Genomic DNA, 24,095 nt, shown 5'->3' with positions numbered 1-24,095 from the left:
AGGGATTAATATGCATATTAACTTATCGGGTAACATCGCTTTAGTCACAGGTTCGAGTGGAGGGATCGGTCGTGCGGTAGCATTGAGGCTGGCAAGAAGCGGAGCCAAGGTCGCGCTGAACTATTTGAACAGCAAGGAAGCCGCCGAAGAAGCCGTGGCGGAGATTCAAAGTTTTGGCGGCGAGGCGTATGCATTTCGTGCAGACGTTACGCATGTGGAGCAGGCAGAGGCGCTTGTAGCTGATGTGGAGAAGGCATTTGGCGGACCGGTTACGATTCTGGTTAATAATGCGGGGCATTTGGTCGAGCGTCTGGCGAATGCGGAAATGACCGAGGAGCTCTACAACAAGGTCATGGATGTGAATATGAAAAGCACGGTATTCATGAGCAAGGCCGTCATTCCGGGCATGAAAGCCGCAGGTCAAGGTCGCATTGTCAATATGACCTCCGTTGCGGCACATAACGGCGGCGGACCCGGCGCAAGCATTTATGCTGCCAGCAAAGCGGCCGTCCTGAGCTATACCAAGGGACTAGCGAAGGAGCTCGCTTCAAGCGGAGTTAACGTGAATGCCGTATCGCCGGGCTTTATCGGACAGACGGCGTTTCACGCCACCTTTACCCCGGATGACGCGCGAAAAGCAACGATCAAGGGCATTCCGCTGGGGCGGGAGGGCACCCCGGACGATGTCGCCGGCTCCGTTCTGTTCCTCGTTTCCGAGCTGTCCTCGTATCTAACGGGGGAGACGATCGAAATTAACGGCGGCATGTTCATGCGATGAGGGATTGGATGAAGGTCAAATCGAAGTTGATATTCTATCCGTGGAGCGAACGTACAGTCGATATCCTGAAGGCCGAGCTTGATCAGGTCATCGACCGGAAGCTGGATGTTCCTGTCGAGCCCGGCGGCTGGTGGCACCAATACGTGTGTCCCGAACATCATACGGAACTGATGTTTGATCCGCTGGAAGCCGATTGCAGCTCCTATCGTTGTCCCTATGGCTGCGAAGTGGAGGGGGAACCGTACAGGGGGGCTTGGCTGGTATTCAAGCATCAGGCTATGGCCAGATACGTTCTGCAATCTGCCGCCGTTTATGCCGGTACGGGAGAGCAGGTCTACGCCGATCTTGGAAAAAAGCTGATCGTCCGCTACGCGGAGCAATTTCCTCTTTATCCTGTCCACCCGGATGCCCAGCCCTGGATGCTGAAAGGGCGCGCATTCCATCAGGCTTTGACCGAAGCCGTCTGGGCAACGACATTGCTTCGCGGCTATCTGCTTCTGGAGGATGCGCAAGTGTCGTTTCACGAGGCTGAACGCCGGAAGATTGATCATTTCCTGCATATGCTTGAGAGCAGCATGACGGAATATCATCATATGTTGACCCAGGATCGCGGAAATCCCGAGAACAACTATACCGCCTGGCTGATTGCCGCGCTGTTTAGTATCTATGCGGTGCAAGGCGAAGCGGAGAAGCTGCGGCAGCTGGTCGTGAAGGAAGGCGGCCTGCGGCATCATCTCAGCATTGCCATCAGGCCGGATCAGCTTGAATTTGAAGGCAGCGTGTATTACCACGTATTCGTACTCCGTGCTTACCTGATTGCGGCGGAGATGGGAACCCGGGTTGGTGAAGAGCTTTTTTCCCTGAGGGGAGAGCAAGGCCAATCCATGCAGGGAATGCTGGCGGTACTGGTTCGATTGGCTGACCAAAACGGCTCCCTGCCTGCACTTCACGACGGTCCTTATCGAAGGGCTCCGTATGCGCGAGAAATCGCCGAGATTGTGGAAATCGGTTTATCCGTCTATGGGGATAAGAGCTATCGACGATTGTTAGACAATGTGTATCGTGAATTGAATGGAGAAGCCGGCCGGATCGGCATGCTGGAAGCTCTGTTGTACGGTACGGGCCATTGGGATGGAAGATACGGAATGGCTGCTTCTGAGGTGAAGGATTCTCATCGGAAGACATCGGAAGGAGTATGGGAAGTCGGGGACGTCATCGAAGTCCGAGTGACACGAGAAGTGCAAGGAGCAGGCGATGCAGAACATGCGAACCAAGCAGGTAATGAAACTGAAGGAAAGGAAGCAAGGAAAGCAAGGGACAATGAAGGCAGAAACCAGAATGACTTGCCCGATCTTTCCGCTTCTTCGGTCTTTCTTCCTCACAGCGGATTTGCCCTGTTGAAGTCGAATCATTCGAATGGGCTTCAGGCATTGGTCGATTTTGGCCCTCATGGTGGATCACATGGTCACTTCGATAAACTGAATCTGATGATTCATGTCGGGAACCAGCCACTATCGCCAGACCGTGGTACCGTACCGTACGGTTCGATCCTGAAGAAGGAATGGTATCCCCATACAGCCTGCCACAACACCGTCTCGGTTGGACGACGCTCCCAGAATCCGACCGAAGGGAAATGCATTCGGTATGAATCCGGTTCGGATTTTACTTATCTCTGGGTACGGTCCGATCAGGCTTATGAACAGGGCGTCCTGGACCGGCACCTGATATTGACGGATGACTGGCTTCTGGATTGGTTCGAAGTGGAATTGGAAGAGCCGGCAGCTGTGGATTGGTGGTTTCATTATATTGGCCAAGGAGAGCTTAGCGGGCTTCCAAATGCTGATCAGGGCCATGTTGTAACGGATCTAGGAAACGAAGATGGATACGCATATGTAAAAGAAAGCTGCACGCACGTCTTGTCCCAGGATGGATTACAATTCAATCTCCACATTGCCAATGCAGCAGGGCCGCTGGCGGTAACTTCATTTATCGCCTTTGAGGGGATGGGATGCACACAGGTGGAGTCACCTGGAATTGCGGACGATCCCAGCCGAAGGATGGAGGGAATCCGGCTTCGTCGGACAGATTCGCAAGCCCGCTTCATTGCCGTCTACCGTATCGGTACGGAGCCGCTGACATTGGAATGGAACCGGTCGGAGAATGGGGACTGGCTCAGCTTGTCCGATGGCAGGACCGCGAGATGCTTCACGATGACCAACAACGGGTTGAAGGAGAGGGTACTCGATGAAAACCTTGTTTGAACCGAAAAGCGGATTGTTGTCCGTGCCATATCAACCGGATGCAGAGAGTAAGCTGCTTGAGAATCCTCCCCGTTTCACCTGGATGCCGGGACAGCTGGAGAACGACCGTTATATGCTGCAGATTTCGACCTCACCCTCGTATGAAACGGAAGCGACAATGACAATCGCGCCGATTCCCTATAACTTATACACTCCGGATCACGCTCTGGAGGCAGGTACTTATTATTGGCGCTATGCCTTGCTGACCGGGGAACAAGGGGAGGATGCGATGGACGCTGCCCTTAACCGTTCTTCATGGAGCCAATCCCGAATGTTTCATGTTCCGGAGGGCCTCCCTGAGACTCCCCTGCCTAACCGAGGGGAGCGCTATGAACGGACGCATACCGGGCATCCGCGGTTATGGCTGGATGAGAAGGGGGTGGCGGCGTTCCGTGAACATTTACGTCAGGATGATGATTACTGCGGCTGGCGCGCTTTTTACGAGAAATCGGTCATTCCGTGGCTGGATAAGCCGTTAATTCCGGAACCGGAACGTTATCCCGGCAATAAGCGTGTCGCAAAGCTGTGGAGAAAAATGTACATGGATTGCCAAGAAACGCTGTATGCCATCCGGCACTTAAGCGTGGCAGGGGTCATTATGCAGGATGATGCTTTGATAGCCAAAGCAAAGTCGTGGCTGCTTCACGCGGCCCGGTGGGACACGGAAGGTACAACGTCCAGGGATTACAACGATGAAGCGGCGTTCCGGATCGTTGGCGCACTCGCGTGGGGATACGACTGGCTCCACGATTACCTCACCGCAGAGGAGATTGATCTCGTCAGGGGTGTTCTTCTGCGGCGTACGGAGCAGGTGGCCTTCCATGTGATGGAGCGCTCGAAAATCCACCATGTTCCTTATGACAGCCATGCTGTTCGTTCGTTGTCCTCCGTGCTTGTCCCAGCCTGCATTGCCATGCTGCATGAAGAGGCCGAGGCACAGACATGGCTGGATTACACGCTGGAATACTACGCCTGCCTCTATTCGCCTTGGGGCGGAGAAGATGGAGGCTGGGCCGAGGGGCCGCTCTATTGGACAACCGGCATGGCGTTTGTGATTGATGCGCTTAATCTCATTCGCAGCTACGTATCGATTGATTTCTATAAACGGCCGTTCTTTGGGCGCACGGGCGATTTTCCGCTCTACTGCAGCAGCCCGGACACGATTCGGGCCAGCTTCGGAGACCAGTCCTATCTCGGCGAACCCGTCAGTCTGAAGACGGCTTTCAATATTCGCCAGTTTGCAGGCATTACAGGCAACGGATTATATCAGTGGTATTATGAACAAGTAGCCAAAACGGATACGGACGCCGACACCAAGTTTTACAATTACGGCTGGTGGGATTTCCGCTTTGACGACATGCTGTACCGGCATGATTATCCTCAAGTGGAGGCTGTTTCACCTTCTGTTACCGTTCCGTTTTCTTTCAATAACGCTTCGGAAGCGAAGGAAGGGACCATCCAATCCGTCAAATGGTTCCGGGATATTGACTGGGTGGCAATGCATCACCGGATGGATGATCCGGATGAACATATCATGCTGCTGGCAAAGAGCAGCCGTTACGGCTCCATGAGCCACAGTCACGGTGACCAGAACGGATTCCTGCTGCACGCGTATGGCGAACCACTCGCTATCGAGAGTGGATATTACATCGCTTTTGGAAGCACGATGCATATGAATTGGCGGAGGCAGACGCGTTCCACGAACAATATTCTTATCGATGGCCATGGGCAGTATGCGGGAAAAGATAAGGTGCTCTGCATAGAGGCCAGCGGGAAGGTCGAGCAAGTCGACACGTCACCAGGGTACGGGTATACCCGCATGAACGCTACGCAGGCCTACCTGGAGAATGTCCCTTATCTTGAGCGGTATGTGCGCGAGATCTATTTTTTTGACGAATCATATTTTGTCATTGTGGATACGGTGGATCTCGCCAAGCCAGCCAGCATCGAGTGGCTGTTTCATACCCTGAACCGGATGAAGCTGTCGGGGCAGACGTTTCGAGTGTTGGGCAGCAAAGCGGAAATGGAAGGGCGATTCGTGTACAGTTCATCCGGCGACTTGTCGCTGAATCAGCATAATCAGTTCACCGATGTCGATCCCGAAGAAATCGATGGGCTGGATAACCAGTGGCATCTGCATGCTGAAACGAAATCTGCGGCAAGCCATCGCATCGCGACCCTCCTGGTTCCCATGAAGGCGGATGAGAGTAAATATGTCTCGTATTTCCTGGATGATCAGGACCATGGAGTTCATATCTATTTCACGAATGAAGATGGGAACACAAGAAAGGTCGAGGTGCCTAAGGCATATTAATCTTAGAGGTGCTGGTTCGATTTAGAATATAGACTCAACTTCAGCGAAAGCAGCTGGATGTTGAGTCTTTTTTATGCATATTCGTCACAATGCACTTGATTCAGTTAGCGTTATCATGGAGATCATGCCGGGATTAGTTCGCTAAGGATTGATTCTGAAATCTGGGTCTATAACAGTCTGGCCTGGGAAGGTGTCATGCCCTTGTACTGTTTGTACAGCTTGGTAAAATAATTCGGGTTGCTGCAGCCGACGATGCCGGCAATCTCGGTGATGGTTAAAGTTCGTTCACGAAGCAGCCTCTCCGCTTCATTCATTCGGGTCAGATTGACGTAATCCACGAATGTGCGCCCTGTTAAACGCTTGAACATTTTGCAAAAATGAAACGGATTCAAACCGACCTCCGCCGCGGCGGCCTTAACCGACAATTTCTCGCCGATGTTGCTCTCGATGTGTTGAATGAGTGTTTTATAACGGTCCCGATTCGCAAAATACGGCTCGGCCGTCTTCTCCGTGAACGGTGCGGGCATGAATGTGCGCGCCAGCAGAACGAACAGGGTGTACAGCTTGGACTTGGTTATAAGCTCATAGGCTGGACGACGCGTTACAAGCTCTTCAATGACTTCATCCAGCAGCGGATAGCAGTCTGCGCCAGCTGGGTGGCTCTCGGCAGGCTTGACGGGGAAACGGAGCCTGCCTTCCATATAGGGAGCGACATAACGCGCATGAATCGGATCATGAAGGAAATCGTTAAAGAGGGATGCATTCACCACGACACAATCAAATCGTACGTCGCCATCTTCAAGAGCATATCCCACGTGAAGGCTGCCGCCGGGGATGATAATGACTTCCCCGGCCTTTACGTCATACGGAGTTGTATCAATATGGAATACCGCGTGTCCTTGGCGCATGCTAATGATCTCAAAGTGCTCATGCCAGTGGAGATACAGGATACAGTCTTTCATTTTGGCATGGGAGCAGAAGTTATGAAATACCTGCACGGGATAAGCTTTGTAGTCAAGTCTCGTATTCTCATGAAGCTCTCTTGGATTGGACAAGCGAATTCACCTCGAACCGCAAGATTAGAGTGGTAATGCACAAGGTTGTATAGAGAAAATGTTGAGTTCCGCCATTATAATGAAGTTGCTTCACTTACAATAAGCCAATATCGGAATGATGACAACGGGTTAGGAAAAAGATCTGTAAGCGGTTTACAATAATATGACGTATTCAGGGGGAGTTAGCAAGCATGACCACGACATTTAAAGTTGTGATAGCAGGATGCGGCAGTATGGCGAATACATGGGCGGAATATGCAAAAGGGCGTGAGGACGTTGAAATCGTGGGCCTCGTGGATATCCAGGAAAAGTTTGCACAGGCATTTGCCGATCGGCATGGGCTTTCTTGTCCCATCTATACAAATATTACGGAGGCTCTTACTTCAAGCGAAGCGAATATCGTATTTGATGTGACCATTCCCGCCAGCCACTATGGGATTAGCACGGTAGCGCTTAAGCACGGGTGCCATGTATTCAGCGAAAAACCGTTAGCGGAATCGATGACGGAATGCTTGGATATCGTGAAGCTGGTCGAGTCTGTGGGCAGAACGCATGCTGTCATGCAAAACCGCCGATTTGATCCGCGAATTAGGGCGTTCAAGGATTTGATTGATAGCGGCGCGATTGGAAAACCCGGTTTCATTGGGGCGGATTTTTTTCTGGGCGCCCATTTCGGCGGGTTTCGGGACCTGATGGACAGTCCATTGCTGCTCGACATGGCCATTCACACCTTCGACCAGGCCCGAATGATCAGCGGAGCCAATCCGGTATCCGTGTACTGTCAGGAGTTTAACCCGCCGGGGTCCTGGTATGCCGGTAACGCGATGGCGATATGCATCTATGAAATGTCGGACGGCTCCGTGTTCAATTACCGCGGTTCCTGGTGTGCCGAAGGCGCACAGACCTCCTGGGAGGCCGCATGGCGCGTAACGGGAGAGAAAGGAACGGCAATCTGGGACGGTCATGATGAGATTTATGCGGAGTTCGTGGCGGAAGGGGATCAATCAGGAAATTTCATTCGGAAGTATGAACGGACGGAAGGGACGCTGCCCGTCATGGAGAAGACCGGACATCACGGCTGCCTGGAACATATGTTTCATGCCCTCGAAGCTGGCGTCAAGCCGGAGACGGATTGCAGCGACAACGTCTACAGCATGGCGATGGTGCTGGCTGCCTTGGAGAGTGCCAAGACGGGACAGAAAGTCATGATATCGGAGTTCATGAAGGGAACAGTTGAGTAGTTTCAGCGGCATTTTCATACAACTCTAGCCTTGGCTGGAGGATAGCTTGCACAGGAATGTGTTGTCTGGGGAACAAAAACATATAGGGTACAAGGAGCCGCGGGGATTCGCGGCTTTTTGGTTTTGCGTACCATGATAAGAAGATGATAGGACAGCACCTGCTTCTTCGCTGGGAATGACGCATGATGAGGAAGTTACCGATTGGAGAGGGGGGACAGTATTCGTAGTCTTACCTTAATCACATCGTCTAAGTTCGTTTCTCGAAACAGAATGATCATGGCGTCATGTAAAAAGTGCCTTTTCAGGAGTCCTTCCTTTGAAGACATCCCTCTTCCAGTGGGGGACAAAGCCGTGCTACAATAAAGGACAAGCAGAAGTAAAACGCTTAACTTGGAAGAGAAAGGAATGACCTCTTTGCAGCAAAACTGGTATCGCAAGCTGCTTCTTTCCTATTTTCCCATTTTCCTTATCACTATTACCATTATCGTATTTCTTTCTTTCATTATGTTTAATGAGGCTTCACGCGAAGAAGCGGCCAAGGCGAACGGGATATCCACGAGATTTATTATGGAAGACCTCGACCGCTCCATCCATGCCATTGAGATGAACGTGCTGAACGAAGTGGAGACGAGTTCCCTATACTCAAGCTATCTGTTCAGTACCCCGTCATCCGACCAAAATCTGATGTACTCGCTGGTGAAACGACTTCGCGTGCTGCAAACGGACAACGACATGATTGAATCGGTCTATTTGTACCGTCATTCGGATCAGTCCGTGCTGACCACCAGCGGGCAGAGCTCCCTCTCGTCTTTTCCGGACCGTTCATTTATCGAGCACGCCGTGAAGGAGCACGATTATCGGGGCTGGTCGGCCGTACGCTCCATGACGGGTCTCGGGGAGAACGAACCGAAGCAGGTCATCTCCATGTACAAAAATTTGCCGCTCCCCTTCGGAAGCCAGGGGCTGCTGGTGATAAACGTCAGCATGTATCGGTTGGAGCAGATGATCAATCCGATGATAAATGACAGCGTTTCCTTTTTGAATATTCTGGATTCCAGCGGGGAGCTGATCTTCGAAGCATCCCAGACAGGAGAGGATAACCGGGCCAAAGAAGGCAAGGTGCTGACAATGCTGCAATCGGAACAGCTGGGTTGGACTTTTGAAAGCGGCCTCCGTGCGGGCCAGCTCTATGCCTGGGTGTCGGTCGTATCCTATATCTGGGTCGTCATCGGGTTCGTGACCGTGGTGCTTGCCGTTATTTACATCGTTTATATTAGCAGGCGGAATTATCAGCCGATCAAAGCCATGATGAACCGCATAGAATCCATTCAGCTGAACATGCCGCAGGCGGCCAAGGATGAATTATCCGTGATCGACAGCGCGCTTGAAAGCCTGATCAACAGGTCCATGGATTATGACAAAAAGCAGGACGAGAATCTCCAGCTTCAGCGCAGTCAGCTGTTTATGGACCTGATCGGCGGGCAGAAGCACGAGGAGGAGCTGCAATCGCGGATGAGCGAGCTGACCCCAATGGCCCTGCCGGAACAACCGGTTGGCTATGTTATGATGCTCGGTGAAATCAATGACTACAGCGGCTTTCAGGATGTTCATACCGCTCGGGACCAGAACGTGTTGAAGTTTGCCTTGATGAACGTGTTCCAGGAGCTTTCACGCAATGCCGGCTTCAACAGCTGGCTCGAATGGATCTCCGGCAGCCGCGTCGGTATTCTGATCGCGCTACCGGAGGTAAAAGACGAGACTCGTCCGGCCCTGATCCATGCTGCCGAGGAATGCCGCGGCTGGGTTGAGGAAAAGCTTCGCCTGCCTTTGAGCTTCGGGCTGGGCAGTACGGTCACCGGGCTTCACGAGATCGGGGCCTCGTACCGCTCCGCCTCGGAGGCGCTCGGCCATAGACTGGTAATGGGGGATCATGGTGTCTTGGTTGGCGATGAGCTGTCCAAGGAGGATTTAAGCCACCTGCTTCCTTATCTGACGGAAATTTCGGAGCTGGTCAAGGACTTTCGATTAAATAACGATGGCTGGAGAACCCGTCTGCAGGATATGTTCGTTTCGTTCAAGGAGGAGCGGCTGAAGGATGATATCATCCGTTCTTTGGTCAACAGCATGCTACAGCTGCTGTCCCGGGAGGTTGGGGTGTTATCCGGCGAGCTGCGGAACCAGCTTTCGGAGAGCAAGGACCATATGCTGGCGGGAGCAGCGACCCTGGAGGAGCTGCAGGGCAGGATCAGCGATCAGTTAACGGAAACTTACCGTACTTACGTTGCGCTCAGTGAAACCAAAAGCTACCGGGCGATGATCAGCGAGATGAAGCACTATATCGAAGAGCATTTTGAAGATCCGGATTTGTCCCTGAAGCATCTTAGCGACCGTTTTCAGATTTCAGGGAAATACGCAAGCTATCTGTTTAAGATGGAATACGATATGAAGTTCGTTGATTTCCTGGTTCAACTGCGGATGAAGCGGGCGGAGGAGCTGCTGGCGGAGACCGAATTCTCCATACAGGAAATTGCCGAGAAAATCGGGTATGCAAACGCCATTACGTTCGGGCGGGTGTTTAAACGGACGGCCGGTGTGACGCCGGGAGATTACCGCAAGCTGAAGATGAAGCCGTCTCCTGGTATGGAGCCGGGATCATAAACGAGCGGCTTGGATTGCGAAAGCAGTTTATGACTATAGTTTATCAAGAAGCGGGTGCAGAAGTTTCCGATTGGGAGCAGCACCCGTTTCGTATTTTTGCATATGCACGGCAAATTTCAAGCCTGGGGCTTCATTTAGCGGGACGTTCAACATAAGGAACAAACCGTGGATGCAGCAAGGTTTAAGGCGATCTTGTGAAAACGGTTTATGATGCGAAAATAGTCATTGCTAAACCGAGAAACCGTGTAACCATGCGCATTCTGGGGTTTGGAATTTGGTTTATTGTCATACCCGGGCCTCTGAGGCATACTGAGGACACCCGACGGGTTAAGCGCTTACATGAATGGATCCCAAAGCAGCGCAGGGATGTATCCGCAGGATATATTCAATTAAAAGAACGGCGCGAACGGTAGGGCAATTATCAAAATAAGAAAAGGGGATGTAACTATGGCGGCAAGCAAAAAAAAATGGGGCAAGCTCGCAAAGCTCTCGCTCGTCATGCTGTTGGCCGGAACGGTCGTATTATCCGGGTGTTCATCAGACTCGGGCAGCAGCACCAATACCTCAGGCGGAAGCGGAGATTCCGGCTCTAAGGATGGTAAGCAGGTCACGCTGAAGGTCGAAATTTTTGATCGCGGCAATACACCGAAGCCATACACCATAACCGACAGCTACCTAACGAGATACATCCAGGACAACTTTGGAACTCCTAATAACATTAAGATGGAATTTGTACCGGTACCCCGTTCGGAGGAAATCAAGAAGCTCAACGTTCTGATGGCCAGCGGCGGCAACGTGCCGGATATCGTTTTTACGTACGATACCCCCACCTTCAATCGCTACGCGGAGCAGGGCGGACTGACGGAACTGACCGATCTGATCAACGAGCACGGTCCGAACCTGAAAGAATTCCTCGATGAGGACGCGATGAGTTACGGCCAGTACATGGGCAAACAGTTTGCCGTTCCTGGAAAGCGGGCTTTCCTTGGTAAGTATTCTTCCTTTATCCGTACCGATTGGTTAGAGAAGCTCGGCATGGATGTGCCACAAACCACGGATGAGCTGTACGAGGTCTTGAAAGCTTTTAAAGAACAGGATCCGGGCCAAACCGGCGGAAAGGTCATTCCTTTCGGCATGACAATCGAACCGGCTCAATACGATCCGTTAATCTGGTCCTTTATCCAGCCGACCACGGAAGAACAGAAGTACACGCAGCTCCAAAAGCTCGGAGCCAATGACTACCCGACCCTGCTTCCGGGCTTCAAGGATGCGCTTCAATTCTTCAACAAGCTGTACAATGAGGGGCTGATCAGCCGTGACTTCAGTTTGGACGAAGACAAGAAGCAGTTGACCCAGGATGTAACGAATGGCCTCACTGGCTTCCTGACAGAGGATTATCCGAACTTGTACTATGCGGACGGCACCTATGATACGCTGCTGAAAAACCAGCCGGATGCCAAACTGGAACCGATCGATCCATTCACCAACTCCGAAGGCAAGCGCGCGAAGCCCGAATATGCGCCAAACGGCATGTATATCATGATTCCGAAAACAAGCAGCCATGCTGTGGAAGCGATTAAATACCTGAATTGGATGGCCGATCCTGCCAATCTGCTGGCTCTGCAAAACGGCGTGGAAGGAGAAAACTATGAAATGGTGGACGGCATTCCCGTCATGAAGACCGACGCTCCTCAAGATGTGATTGATCGTCTTTACAACTCCGGCGACATTGCCATTATCGCTAACGGTAACTTTGTTGGCGACGAGGCACAGAACCGGGAGAAGCTGACGACCAACTTCCCGGAGAAGTTCCAGGATCTGCACCGCAAGGCCGTCGAAATAGCGGCAACGGATACGTTTAAGCCGGTCAACTTTGACCGACCGATCGAAGCCGAAGCGAAATACGGCACGAACCTCCAAGCCAAATACGAAGAGATGATCGTAAAGACGGCGATGGCCAAACCGGAAGACTTCGAGAAAGTGTTCGAAGCTACGATGAAGGATTACATGGTCAGCGGCGGCCAGGCGATTCTTGATGAGCGGACCAAGGTTTATCAGGAGATGCAATCCAAATAAAGATACTCCGCAGCGGGACAAGGGAAAGGACGGCTATATACAAGAGGCCGTCCCTTCGCTCCCGGCGTCATGAGCAAGGAGAGGATGATTCAGATGAGAGGAACCGTTTACCTGCGCCGGTACTGGCAATTATATGCACTGCTTGTTCTGCCTTTGGTCTACTTTATCATTTTCAAATACGGCCCAATGTGGGGCGTTCAGATTGCTTTTAAGGATTTCAATTTCTTCCAGGGCATCACCGGAAGCGAATGGATTGGACTGGATGCCTTCCGAGAAGTCTTCCAGACACAGGACTTTTATAAAACACTGCGCAACACACTGATGCTCAATCTGCTGGATCTCTTGGTGTCATTTCCGGCCCCGTTGATTCTGGCGATTATGCTGCATGAACTCCGAATCCGATGGTTCAAACGTTTATCCCAAACGATATTGTATATTCCCCATTTTATTTCATGGGTTATTATAGGCGGCATTGTATACCAGGTGTTTGGCACGCAATCCGGCATGATCAACAATATGCTGATGGCGCTCGGCTTTGATTCGGTGCCTTTTCTAACCGAAAAAAATACATGGCTCATCACCTACCTGGCGACGGGTGTATGGCAGAGCGCAGGCTGGGGAACCATCCTCTATCTGGCTGCCTTAACCGGGATCAACAAGGAGCTGTTTGAAGCGGCGGAAGTGGACGGGGCAGGCAGGTTCAAACGAATCTGGTATATCACGCTGCCGGGCTTGAAGACGACGATTGTAACGCTCCTCATCATCAACCTCGGGAATATGATCTCGATCGGTTTTGACCGTCCGTTTGTCATCGGCAATAAAGCGGTCATGGATTACTCCGACGTGCTGAGTACCTATGTGTACCGGACCGGTTTGGAATCGGGGCAGTATACGCTGGCGACGGTGGTCGGCCTGTTCCAGGCTGTCGTTGGCTTGGTCTTTATCCTTGGAGCCAACTATGCATCCAAAAAACTGACGGACGAGTCCATCATTTAACGTTTTTGCAGAAAGGAGTATCACTCATGAGCGAGCGTGTGTCGAACCGCGTTTTTGATACCGTAAACATCATCCTGCTTGCACTTTTTGTTCTTATTTGCCTGGCACCCTTTTTCCATATTATCGCCATCTCCTTCAGCTCAAATCGTGCAGTAACGTCAGGTGACGTGACTTTGTTTCCGGTAGAGTTCAGCCTTCAGGCTTATAAATCCGTATTCTCGGATTCCAGCATGATCCGGTCTCTCGGCTTTACGGTCATGCTCACATTGCTGACGACGGTGCTGTGCATGATCATGACGATGATTGCCGCTTATCCACTGACAAAAAAGAAGCTGAAAGGCCGCAAAATCTTCATGTTTATCATCATTGTGACCATGTTCTTCAGCGGGGGCATTATCCCGGAATACATTCTCGTGAAAGACCTGAATTTGCTGGATACGATTTGGGCCCTGGTTCTTCCGGGACTGATCAGTCCGTTCTATCTGATTATCCTGATCTCCTTCTTTAACGGAATTCCGGAAAGTCTTGAGGAAGCGGCCGAGATTGACGGCACCAGCCAGATCGGAACGATGCTTCGGATTATTCTGCCGCTGTCATTGCCGGTCATAGCAACGCTAAGCCTGTTCTATGCGGTCGGGCGCTGGAACGGATTTCAGGACACGCTGTTGTACATTACAAGCGAAGAGCTGTATCCGCTCCAGCTGAAGCTGTATCAATTGGTACAGAACAATATGATAACGGATCTGACCCGTAACGAGGGACCTGCAGCGGGTGTCAGAGCAACCACGGAAAGCTTGAAAGCGGCCAGCGTCGTATTTGCCACGGTGCCGATTCTAATCGTGTATCCATGGCTGCAGCGTTACTTCGTCAGCGGCGTGATGCTGGGAGCCGTGAAGGGTTAAGGACGACGGATATCAGGAGGATCGTATATGTATAACAAAGTTTTTGAAGTCAATGACGGCTGGGTTCGGGAGGGGACGGACCGCCAGATTATGGAGCAGTCACATCGCTGGTATGGCGGGGTTCGTACCTTGGAGAACGGTTTGCCCTCACCCAACCATAACAGCGGGGCACCGACCGCCATGGCGATCTGGGCCGCCGCGCTTTGCAATCCGGCATCCGAATACTACCACAGCAGGGAGCTGGCGAACAGATTAACGCTTGCGGCGCGTTATATGCTGGAGACTCAGCATAGCGACGGTACGATCTCGCCGGGCTGGACGAATTTTCATTCTCCTCCGGATACGGCGTTCGTCGTGGTTGGTTACGCGCAAGCAGCGCAGCTGCTTCTGGCCGACGGTTGGGAAGAGCTGAAGGGAGCAGCGGCGGATATGCTGCTGTTTCTGGAACGGACCTTGCCCGCGCTGATTACCGGAGGCTGCCATACGCCGAATCATCGGTGGGTCATCTGCGCGGCGCTGGGCTTCTTGAATGAGCTCTTTGATTCGCACGATGCCTTGAAGCGGGCGGAGGAGTGGCTCGCCGAAGGCATGGACGCCACGGCGGACGGGGAGTGGACCGAGCGCAGCAACGGGATCTACAACGTCGTAAGCGACGTCATGCTGATTCATGCGGCCAGGTTGCTGAAGCGTCCGGAGCTTCTGATCCCGGTCCGTGCCAATTTGAAGATGATGTCCTATCTGGTTCACCCGGATGGGGAGATCGTTACCGAATATTCCGGGCGGCAGGATTTTGGTCAAAGCTTCGATATGTCGGGATATTTTCTGCCGTGTCTGATGATGGCCTCGCTGGACCGTGATCCGGTATTTCAGGGGATGGCGGAACAGTCGCTGTCTCTGCTGAAGCATCCCGGCGGAGCACCGACCAACGCAGCCGTTCGGCTGCTCTTGGATCCGGGGCTAAAGCGCCAGGGTGCGGAGATAACGCCGATGCCGGAGCATTATCGCGTCGTGCTGAACGGAGAATTTCCAAGGGAGCGCTACCTGTCCGGGTTTGCAGGTGCCGGTCATCACGGTGTCATCCGTTACAGCCGGATGCATACGGATTTTGGCGCTCCGGTCGCCCGAATCCGTGCAGGACATACCAGCGTGACCGTCAGCACGGAAATGTCCTCCTTCTTTTCTATTCGTCATGGAGCGGCTCGTTTGCTGGGTGTGCAGTTCGCCTCCTACTTCGACCCCGGCTTTGTCAAGATGAGCCGGATGGCGACGTTGGAGGATGGGTATCGGCTATCCGGCGAACAGGAGAAGGGCTACAACGGGCCGGTGCCGGAAGCCGATCTGCCTGCAAGCACCAAGGCAGACATCAGCCCTTGGTATCTGCTGCCGCATCACCGCCGTCCCCAGACGCATGTGCAGCAGCATAAGGTGGGGGTGGACGTGCTGGAAACCGTTGATGGCTGGAAGCTGGTCATTTCCTCGACGGAGCCGGAGGAAGTCGTATCGCAGATCTCGCTCATATTTCCGGCAGCTGGAGCCCTTAGCGGTGGAGAGCTTGCTCCCGCCGGCGTGGATGCTCAGTTCTGGATGGAAGGGAGCATTCGCTACGAGATGGACGGCGAGTGGATGGAAATTAGCGGCGGCGAATTTCAGCACACAGCGGCGGGCGTCCGGGAAGCGGTTTATCCGCTTGGGTGCCGAACGCTGCTGCTGAACGTGGTAACTCCGTTCGAGAAGGAGATTCACATCAAGCTTTCTCCGGCAGAGCAAGCTCAAACGGAAGGAAGTGGAGCTTCATGACAAGCTATATCGAAGCTCGTGAGAGCATCCGGTATTGGTTGGGCGATGATGATGCCGGAGTGCTGAAGACCATATCCGACCGCTACATTGGAGCGAACCCGGAAATTCCGTTCTCGCTGCGCTCGTTCGCTGAAACAGGTATTCTTCAGACCGAGGAAGGGTTCTATAATTTCAACTTCGGCGACCGGTTCCGGGATGCAAGGCCGGGGGACGCCGCCTATGCGCTTGGCTTGGTCTGGAGCGACGATGAGCGTTCGCTTGACGCCGGGATTATGCCGTTCAGCCCTGTACGGTTCTATCTGAACGATCAGCTGATGTACCGCTCGGGAGCCGAGGACGAGATGAAGCCGGATGCAAAAATCGTTGTTCCGCTTGTTCTGAAACCCGGCTGGAATACGCTGCTGATTGAGGCGTGCAGGACCGAAGCTGGCTTCGGCTGCCGATTTGGCGCCCAGGAGGGCAAGGTTAGAATTTTGCAGGTGTTATCCCCGTTTGCTGATCGGAAGGAAGCTGCCGGTTGGGCGTATGCCGGGCCGTTGACCGCCGGCATGTTCGGAGAAAGCGGTATCTTTCCGAATGCCCACGGAACTGAAGGCGAGACCGGTGTTAGCTGGCTCCCGGTCACAGGCTGGAGCGAGGAAGAAGCGGAGAAGCCGAATTTTGAGCGTATGTTTGGCTTGCCGAAGCTCCCGGTATCGGGTTATGCCTGGAGCCGATTGCATGTGCCGGCAGGCGTTGACTGTGTTGTGCTTAGAGGCCGCGCTCTGGGGCGGACGGAAGTATGGATCGACGGGAAACCCGTGTTGGATACTCAAGGGTGCGGCAATTTTGGCTGCGAGATTCCTGCTGCGGCCAGCCGAGGGGATCTTCTCGTACGATGCTCTAGCGGGCCATCCGGATGGGGATTTGAGCTTGAGGCCTATGGTTCAGAGAAAGAGCTGGACTTTGTGCTTCCGGTTCAAGTCCAGGGCGCACCTTCTCCGTGGCTATTTGCCGGGCCGCTGGCTGCAGAGAAGGAGGAAATACAGAAGGAGGTGTGTTCGGTACGACGGCTGTTCCCGCGCGCGGATAGCGGCGGTTTGACCGGCTGGTCCCTGGATGCGCCGGGCCGCCGGGTCAGGCCGTTCTATGAGAACGCAATGCTGAGCAACAAATGGACCTCCGGTTCTGCCACCAATTTCGGGCGCTGGGACTATCCGCTTGGGGTGACGATGTACGGCCTGCTTCAGACGTCGCGAATCCTGAAGCGGCCGGATATTGCGAAATTTGCTCACGCGCACATCGACATCTGTACTTCATGGTATGAATACGCCGTTTGGGATCGGGATACGTATGGATTTCCGTCGATTAACCATCAGTTGATGCTGATCAAAATGCTGGACAACTGTGGTTCCTTCGGCTCTGCGATGCTGGAAGCATACACGGAAAGCGGTAATCCGGACTATTTGAATGTGGCGGAAGTGATTGCGGACTTTATGACGAACCGCCTGGAACGTCGGGAAGACGGCGCCTTCTACCGTCTCTGCATCTCGGAGTACTCTGCGGATACGATGTGGGCGGATGATCTGTACATGAGCACGCCTTTCTTGTCGCGGTACGCCGAAATTACAGGCGATTCCTCTTATCTGGATGACGCGGCCCATCAGTTTATGAGGTATCGGGAGTATCTGTTTATGCCGGAGGAAGGCGTGATGAGCCACGTGTTTGACTTCAAATACGGGAAGGCGACCCGAATTCCTTGGGGGCGTGGAAACGGCTGGAGCCTGTTCTCCTTGTCCGAGCTGCTTGAACGCCTGCCGGGGGAGCATAAGGACCGACCGGCCCTGCTTGGATTCTACCGTGAGCTATGTGCCGGGATCGCTTCCTACCAGGGAGAGTCAGGGCTCTGGAGACAAGTCATTACCGATCCGGAAGCATATGAGGAAGCATCCTGTACAGCCATGTTCGCCTATGCCTTTGCCAGAGGCGTGCGGTTCGGCTGGCTGGAGAATCCCGCACCGTTCGCCGATGCCGCCATTCGGGCATGGCAGGGGCTGACCGGAAAAGCCATCGATCGCCGCGGCAGCGTGCACGGGGTATGCAGCGGGTCCCGTTATTCCTTTTCCGGGGATTATTACAAGCATGACCTGCTCACCGTGGTGAATGACAATCACGGGACCGGCATCATGATGCTGGCGGGCGCGGAAATCATAAAATTGAAAGGCATGCTGGGCGGCAAGTAAGGCATACACTTTCTTTAAAGCGCTTAACCCTTAGTTGGTTAGGCGCATAGATCTAATAGGTTAAGCGCTTAATTTACATAACGTTTCTTTCTTAGGCTGCAATGAAGATGAAAAGTTGAAAAGGAGATGAACCGGTTGACGACGACACGATTAACGATGGCACAGGCGCTGCTGAAGTTTTTGGATGCACAGTACGTTTCCGTCGATGGAGCGGAGACGAAATTCGTGCATGGGGTAATGGGAATATTCGGACACGGCAATGTAACCGGTCTTGGCGAGGCCTTGGAACGAAGCGCGGGTGACCTGGTTTATGTTCAGGGCAAAAATGAGCAGGGCATGGTGCATACCGCTGCGGCATACGCGAAGCAAAAGAACCGGCGGCAGATCTGGGCCTGCACCTCGTCCATCGGACCCGGTGCGCTCAATATGGTCACCGCGGCAGCTACGGCAACGGTGAATCGCATCCCGGTGCTGCTGCTGCCTGGTGATAACTTCGCCTGCCGCCAGCCTGATCCGGTGCTGCAGCAGATAGAGACACCGTCGGATTATACCGTATCGGCCGCAGATGCTTTCAAGCCGGTGAGCCGGTATTGGGACCGGATATCCCGGCCGGAGCAGCTTATCGCGGCCGCCCACCAGGCGATCCGTGTGCTTACTGATCCGGCGGAGACGGGAGCGGTTACGCTGGCGCTGCCTCAGGACGTGCAGGCTGAGGCGTACGATTATCCGGATTCGCTGTTTGAGAAAACGGTACACGTCATCGACCGCCGCCCGCCGTCGGCGGAGCGACTGAAGCGTGCGGCGGGACGGATTGCAGCCAGCAAGCGTCCGCTCATCATTGCCGGAGGAGGCGTGCACTACAGTGATGCAGCCACCGACCTGGCTGCATTTGCGGAAGCTTTCGGCATCCCGGTCGCAGAAACGCAGGCCGGCAAAAGTGCGCTTCCCTGGAACCACCCCCTGAACCTGGGCGCCATGGGCGTAACGGGCTCGTTGGCGGCAAATCGCGCTGCCGCTAAGGCCGATCTGATTATCGGTATCGGCACCCGATATTCGGACTTTACCACGTCCTCCAAATGGGCGTTTCAAAGGGAGGATGTATCGTTCCTGAACCTGAATGTCAACGGTGCGGATGGCGCCAAGCTCGGCGGCGAAGCGCTGATTGCCGATGCGAAGGAAGGGTTGAAAGAGCTGCACCAGGAGCTGTCTCGGGTTGGCTATCAAGCGGGTTACGAAGATCGAGAGCTTGCCGATTTGAAAGCAGCGTGGGACTGCGAGGTGGACCGCTTGTACGCTGCCGAGCATCCGGACGGCTTGTCTCAGACAAGAGCCCTTGGCGTCATCAATGAGGTCATCTCCCCATCTTCCATCATCGTTTGTGCCGCAGGCAGCCTTCCGGGAGACTTGCACCGGTTATGGAGACCTTCCGAACCGAAGACGTACCACATGGAGTATGGCTTCTCCTGCATGGGGTATGAGGTGAGCGGCGCCTTGGGAGCCGCTCTCGCGGAGCCGGACCGTGAAGTCTATGCGCTGGTCGGCGACGGCAGTTACCTGATGCTGCACTCGGAGCTGATCACCAGCTTGCAGGAAGGCCGCAAGATTACGATATTGTTGTTCGACAACCACGGATTCCAATGTATTCATAATCTGCAGCGGAGCAACGGCAGCGACGGGTTTGGCAATGAGTTCCGACGCCGCGAAGTGGGGACGGGTCGCTTGACAGGTGAATACCTCCCGATTGATTTCGCGGCACACGCTCGTGCGCTTGGCGCTAAAGCCTACAAGGCCAACTCGCCGGAAGCACTGCACGAAGCACTTCTCCTGGCGCAGAAGGAAATCGTCACGACGCTGATCGAGATTCCGGTCGTTCCGGGGACGAACACCGATGGTTATGATTCCTGGTGGCGCGTAGAGGTGCCGGAGGTGTCGGCCTCAGGCAAGGTAACCGAAGCGCAGCGCCAGATGGCTGCCCGAAGCAAGGAAGCAAGACTCTACTAAACCACACAAAGGAGGCGCTGGTTATGAGCAACAGGCACTTCAAGCTTGGGATCCATCCTATTAACTGGGTCGGCGAGGACGTTAGGGAGCATGGGGACGACACGACCTTTGAGATGATTGTAGATGATATTGCGGCTTTGGGACTGACTGGTACGGAGATGGGAAGAAAATTCCCCAAGGATCGGACGGTACTGAAACGGGAGCTGGATGCGCGCGGCATTCAGCTGGTTTCCCAGTGGAAGTCGGTGCTGTTCTCTGATCCCGATTACCGGAAGCAGGAGCTGGAGGATTACCGGCGGCACGCGGAGTTTCTGGCAGGATTCGGCAGCAAAGTCATCAGCACGGCGGAGGTAGGGGGATCACTTCACTTCGATCCCCGACGGACGCCGAATGAGAGTATCGTTCTCCGTCTGGATGACGCCGGATGGGAAAGCCTGGCGGAAGGACTGAACCAGGCTGGCGAGATTGCGGCGAGTTATGGCATGAAACTGGCTTACCATCACCATGGCGGCACGGTCGTGGAGCAGCCGGACGAAATCGACCGCCTGATGGCCATGACCGATCCTTCGTTGGTGTTTCTCCTGTACGATACCGGTCATGCCTATTACGGGGGAGCGGATCCGCTTGAACTGCTCCGCAAGCATTATGAGCGGATCGCGTACATCCATCTGAAGGATGTACGGCTTGATATTTTGGAGCAGGCACGACAGGATCGGTGCGATTTTGTGAGCTGCATTCGCAGAGGCGTGTTCACGGTTCCAGGAGACGGCTGCATTGACTTTGCGCCGATTATCGGCGAGCTCGTCAAGCGCGGCTATGACGGTTGGGCGATGCTGGAGGGTGAACAGGACCCTGCGTTGCATCCTGCCAAGGAGTACGCTCAGCAGGCCATCGAATACCTGGAACGGCTGGAAGGCCAGCAGAAACTATAGGGCTGAAGTTTAAGCGGCATGCTCGTTGAAACCAGGCTCATGGCGATTCGACATAGCTCGAGAACATAGATACAGCATGCATAGCAGACAGCCAGTAGCTCTCATTCGGGCTTTGATGGCCAAGAGCTGTAGGTGATCAGGTGTCAAAAGATAAAGAACTGCAGGTGATTACGGCCATTGGAGAGTGGGGGCCATGCGTTTCTTGGTGCTCGCAGCTTGGGCCGAACTGATCAAGGAGAAGGAGGTTAATCCATGAGTGAAATCACGTTCAATAACGAAAAACCGGTGGATTTCGTGGCTGTAGGAAGGCTCTGCATCGACCTGAACGCCAATGAAATTAACCGGCCGATGGAGGAAACGAGCACGTTTACCAAGTACGTGGGCGGATCACCCGCCAACATCTGTATCGGGATGGCACGTCTGGGGTTGAACACGGGCTTTATCGGCAAGGTCGCGGACGATCAGATGGGCCGTTTTATTACAAAATACCTTGAGAATAACGGAATTGCGACTAAAGGCGTGTCCACCGACTACACGGGAGCCGTGACGGGGCTGGCTTTTACCGAGATCAAGAGTCCGACCGACTGCAGCATTCTCATGTACCGCGACAACGTCGCGGACTTGCTGCTGGAGACAGGGGACGTGAACGAAGAGCTGATCGCCTCCGCCAAAATGGTGCTGATCTCCGGAACCGCGCTCGCGGCCAGTCCTTCCCGGGAAGCCGTGTTTCTGGCTCTGGACTATGCCAAGCGCCACGGGGCCGTGATTGCGTTTGACCTCGATTACCGTCCGTACACTTGGAAATCTCCGCAAGAGACGGCGATCTACTACAATTTAGCGGCGGAAACATGCGATATTATCCTCGGCACACGCGAGGAGTTCGACATGATGGAGCAGTTCGGGGGCAACCCGGAACGAAGCGACCGCATCACGGCCGCCAAGTGGTTTGATTACAACGCCAAGATCGTGATTATCAAGCACGGCAAGGAAGGTTCCATCGCGTATACCCCTGGCGGTGCCAGCCATACGGCACAAAGCTTTCCGGCGAAGGTCATCAAGACGTTCGGAGCGGGGGATTCATATGCCGCCGGTTTTCTGTACGGCCTGATGCAGGGCTGGCCCATCGAGCGCTGCATGGAGTTCGGCAGCGCGGCGGCAAGCATTGTCATCTCCAGCCACAGCTGCTCTGATGCGATGCCGACGAGCGCGGCGGTTCACGATTATATCGAGCGCTGCAGGCGAGGCGAATTTACGTCCAATTCCTGAACTTGGTTCATGGTCAGGAGCTATGTTGGAGATCTGTCATCACTGATGTTTCGTTCTGTTCTAATTTACTGATCCAATCGAAAGGGGCCAACCAGCCATGACGCAAACCCTGAGCAATTATATCGGCGGACAATTCGTTCCATCCCGATCCGAAACCACCGATCCTGTATACAATCCGGCGACGGAAGAGATCCTTGCTTACGTTCCGCTATCCACCAAAGAGGAGGTGGATCAGGCAGTGCAGGAAGCCGCCAAAGCGGGTCGTGCCTGGGCCAAGACAGCTGTTCCTCGCCGCGCTCGCATTCTGTTCAAATATCAACAGCTGCTCGTGGAGCACTGGGAGGAGCTGGCACGCCTGATTACGGCGGAGAACGGCAAAAGCTATGCCGAAGCCTACGGCGAGGTGCAGCGCGGCATCGAATGCGTGGAGTTTGCGGCCGGAGCGCCTACGCTGATGATGGGCAGGCAGCTTCCCGACATCGCCACCAACCTGGAGTCCGGCATGTACCGGTATCCGGTCGGCGTTGTGGCGGGTATCACGCCGTTCAACTTCCCGATGATGGTGCCGTGCTGGATGTTCCCGCTCGCCATCGCTTGCGGCAATGCGTTCGTGCTGAAGCCGTCGGAGCGCACGCCGCTCTTGGCTCAGCGTCTGGCGGAGCTGTTCGCCGATGCCGGTCTCCCGGACGGCGTCCTGAATATCGTTCACGGCGCTCATGATGTAGTCAATGGCATCTTGGAACATCCCGGCATCGCCGCCGTGTCCTTCGTCGGCTCCCAGCCGGTGGCGGAGTATGTGTACAAAACCGCTTCTTCCCACGGCAAACGTGTGCAGGCCTTGGCCGGAGCGAAGAATCACAGCATCGTGATGCCGACTGCCGACTTGGATGCTACCGTGACCCAGATCGTCAGCGCGGCCTTTGGTTCTGCCGGCGAGCGCTGCATGGCCTGCTCCGTCGTCGTGGCCGTGGGCGAAGTGGCGGAGCCGCTGCTGGAGAAGCTGAAGCAGGCGGCCGATGAGATTATCATCGGCAACGGAGCGGACGAAGGGGTCTTCCTCGGGCCGGTTATCAGGCGAGCTCATAAGGAGCGCACGCTCTCTTATATTGAGGCGGGCGAGCAAGAAGGTGCCAAGCTGGTTCGCGATGGACGGAGCGATGAGGCCGTGAAGGGGGACGGATATTTTGTCGGACCGACGATTTTTGATGAGGTGACCAGCGAGATGAGAATTTGGAAGGACGAAATTTTTGCACCCGTGCTGTCTGTTATGCGTGCGGAATCGCTGAAGGAAGCGATTGAAATTTCCAACCGCTCGGACTTTGCCAACGGGGCCTGCCTGTTCACGCAGGATGGCAGCGACGTGCGCCAGTTCCGTGAGCATATCGATGCCGGCATGCTTGGCGTCAACCTCGGCGTTCCAGCGCCGATGGCGTTCTTTCCGTTCTCCGGCTGGAAAAATTCTTTCTATGGGGATCTGCATGCGAATGGAACGGACGGCGTGGAGTTCTATACCCGCAAGAAAATGGTAACGGCGCGCTGGTAGCCTTTAAGCAGAGG

The 24,095-nt window shown here is 54.1% G+C and carries 15 protein-coding genes; 14 read left to right on the top strand and 1 reads right to left on the bottom strand.

Features of this window, described 5'->3' with window-relative positions; all coding sequences use genetic code 11:
* The first annotated feature begins 10 nt into the window (after positions 1-10).
* The 3 genes from AC0VZ8_RS19005 to AC0VZ8_RS18995 are packed head-to-tail and all read left to right on the top strand — an operon-like array spanning position 11 to position 5,392.
* Positions 11-778 carry an SDR family NAD(P)-dependent oxidoreductase gene (locus tag AC0VZ8_RS19005; protein ID WP_475484057.1) on the top strand — a complete coding sequence of 256 codons (768 nt, stop codon included), beginning with the start codon at positions 11-13 and terminating at the stop codon, positions 776-778.
* 8 nt (positions 779-786) lie between these two features.
* The gene (locus AC0VZ8_RS19000) at positions 787-3,039 is read left to right on the top strand and encodes a heparinase II/III domain-containing protein (RefSeq protein WP_071218563.1); all 2,253 of its coding nucleotides are present in this window, start codon (positions 787-789) and stop codon (positions 3,037-3,039) included.
* Positions 3,023-5,392, top strand: coding sequence for a DUF4962 domain-containing protein (locus tag AC0VZ8_RS18995; protein ID WP_475484056.1), 2,370 nt, complete (start codon positions 3,023-3,025; stop codon positions 5,390-5,392). Before AC0VZ8_RS19000 ends, AC0VZ8_RS18995 begins: the two co-directional genes overlap by 17 nt.
* A 167-nt stretch (positions 5,393-5,559) precedes the next feature.
* Here AC0VZ8_RS18995 and AC0VZ8_RS18990 read toward each other — a convergent pair whose 3' ends face one another.
* On the bottom strand, positions 5,560-6,447 hold the full coding sequence (locus tag AC0VZ8_RS18990; protein WP_475484055.1) for a helix-turn-helix transcriptional regulator: 888 nt from the start codon (positions 6,445-6,447) through the stop codon (positions 5,560-5,562).
* 191 nt (positions 6,448-6,638) lie between these two features.
* Here AC0VZ8_RS18990 and AC0VZ8_RS18985 point away from each other — a divergent pair, with 191 nt between their 5' ends.
* The 11 genes from AC0VZ8_RS18985 to AC0VZ8_RS18935 all read left to right on the top strand — a co-directional run bounded on the left by AC0VZ8_RS18985 (position 6,639) and on the right by AC0VZ8_RS18935 (position 24,081).
* Entirely contained in the window at positions 6,639-7,688 is a 1,050-nt protein-coding gene (locus tag AC0VZ8_RS18985; protein WP_475484054.1) for a Gfo/Idh/MocA family protein, read from the top strand.
* A gap of 405 nt (positions 7,689-8,093) precedes the next feature.
* Positions 8,094-10,346 carry a helix-turn-helix domain-containing protein gene (locus AC0VZ8_RS18980; protein WP_475484053.1) on the top strand — a complete coding sequence of 751 codons (2,253 nt, stop codon included), beginning with the start codon at positions 8,094-8,096 and terminating at the stop codon, positions 10,344-10,346.
* Positions 10,347-10,793: 447 nt separating this feature from the next.
* Positions 10,794-12,422 (top strand): extracellular solute-binding protein, encoded by a 1,629-nt coding sequence (locus AC0VZ8_RS18975; protein WP_475484052.1) that lies wholly within the window; start codon positions 10,794-10,796, stop codon positions 12,420-12,422.
* A gap of 93 nt (positions 12,423-12,515) precedes the next feature.
* Complete coding sequence (locus tag AC0VZ8_RS18970) at positions 12,516-13,418, top strand: ABC transporter permease (RefSeq protein WP_220687382.1); 903 nt, start codon at positions 12,516-12,518, stop codon at positions 13,416-13,418.
* Positions 13,419-13,444: 26 nt separating this feature from the next.
* Entirely contained in the window at positions 13,445-14,320 is an 876-nt protein-coding gene (locus AC0VZ8_RS18965; RefSeq protein WP_113056639.1) for a carbohydrate ABC transporter permease, read from the top strand.
* Positions 14,321-14,347: 27 nt separating this feature from the next.
* A complete protein-coding gene (locus AC0VZ8_RS18960; protein WP_475484051.1) occupies positions 14,348-16,117 on the top strand; it encodes a hypothetical protein in 1,770 nt (589 codons plus the stop codon).
* The gene (locus AC0VZ8_RS18955; protein ID WP_475484050.1) at positions 16,114-18,339 is read left to right on the top strand and encodes a glycoside hydrolase family 88/105 protein; all 2,226 of its coding nucleotides are present in this window, start codon (positions 16,114-16,116) and stop codon (positions 18,337-18,339) included. The genes AC0VZ8_RS18960 and AC0VZ8_RS18955 overlap by 4 nt, the downstream gene beginning before the upstream one ends.
* A gap of 135 nt (positions 18,340-18,474) precedes the next feature.
* On the top strand, positions 18,475-20,340 hold the full coding sequence (gene iolD / locus AC0VZ8_RS18950) for a 3D-(3,5/4)-trihydroxycyclohexane-1,2-dione acylhydrolase (decyclizing) (RefSeq protein ID WP_475484049.1): 1,866 nt from the start codon (positions 18,475-18,477) through the stop codon (positions 20,338-20,340).
* 23 nt (positions 20,341-20,363) lie between these two features.
* The gene (gene iolE, locus AC0VZ8_RS18945) at positions 20,364-21,272 is read left to right on the top strand and encodes a myo-inosose-2 dehydratase (protein ID WP_475484048.1); all 909 of its coding nucleotides are present in this window, start codon (positions 20,364-20,366) and stop codon (positions 21,270-21,272) included.
* 252 nt (positions 21,273-21,524) lie between these two features.
* Positions 21,525-22,538 carry a 5-dehydro-2-deoxygluconokinase gene (iolC, locus tag AC0VZ8_RS18940; RefSeq protein ID WP_475484047.1) on the top strand — a complete coding sequence of 338 codons (1,014 nt, stop codon included), beginning with the start codon at positions 21,525-21,527 and terminating at the stop codon, positions 22,536-22,538.
* A 97-nt stretch (positions 22,539-22,635) separates the two neighbouring features.
* Positions 22,636-24,081, top strand: coding sequence for a CoA-acylating methylmalonate-semialdehyde dehydrogenase (locus AC0VZ8_RS18935; protein ID WP_475484046.1), 1,446 nt, complete (start codon positions 22,636-22,638; stop codon positions 24,079-24,081).
* Positions 24,082-24,095 lie beyond the last annotated feature (14 nt).

The organism is Paenibacillus sp. QJM3NY_38, from assembly GCF_056173265.1.
This window is presented reverse-complemented; position numbering and strand designations above follow the sequence as displayed.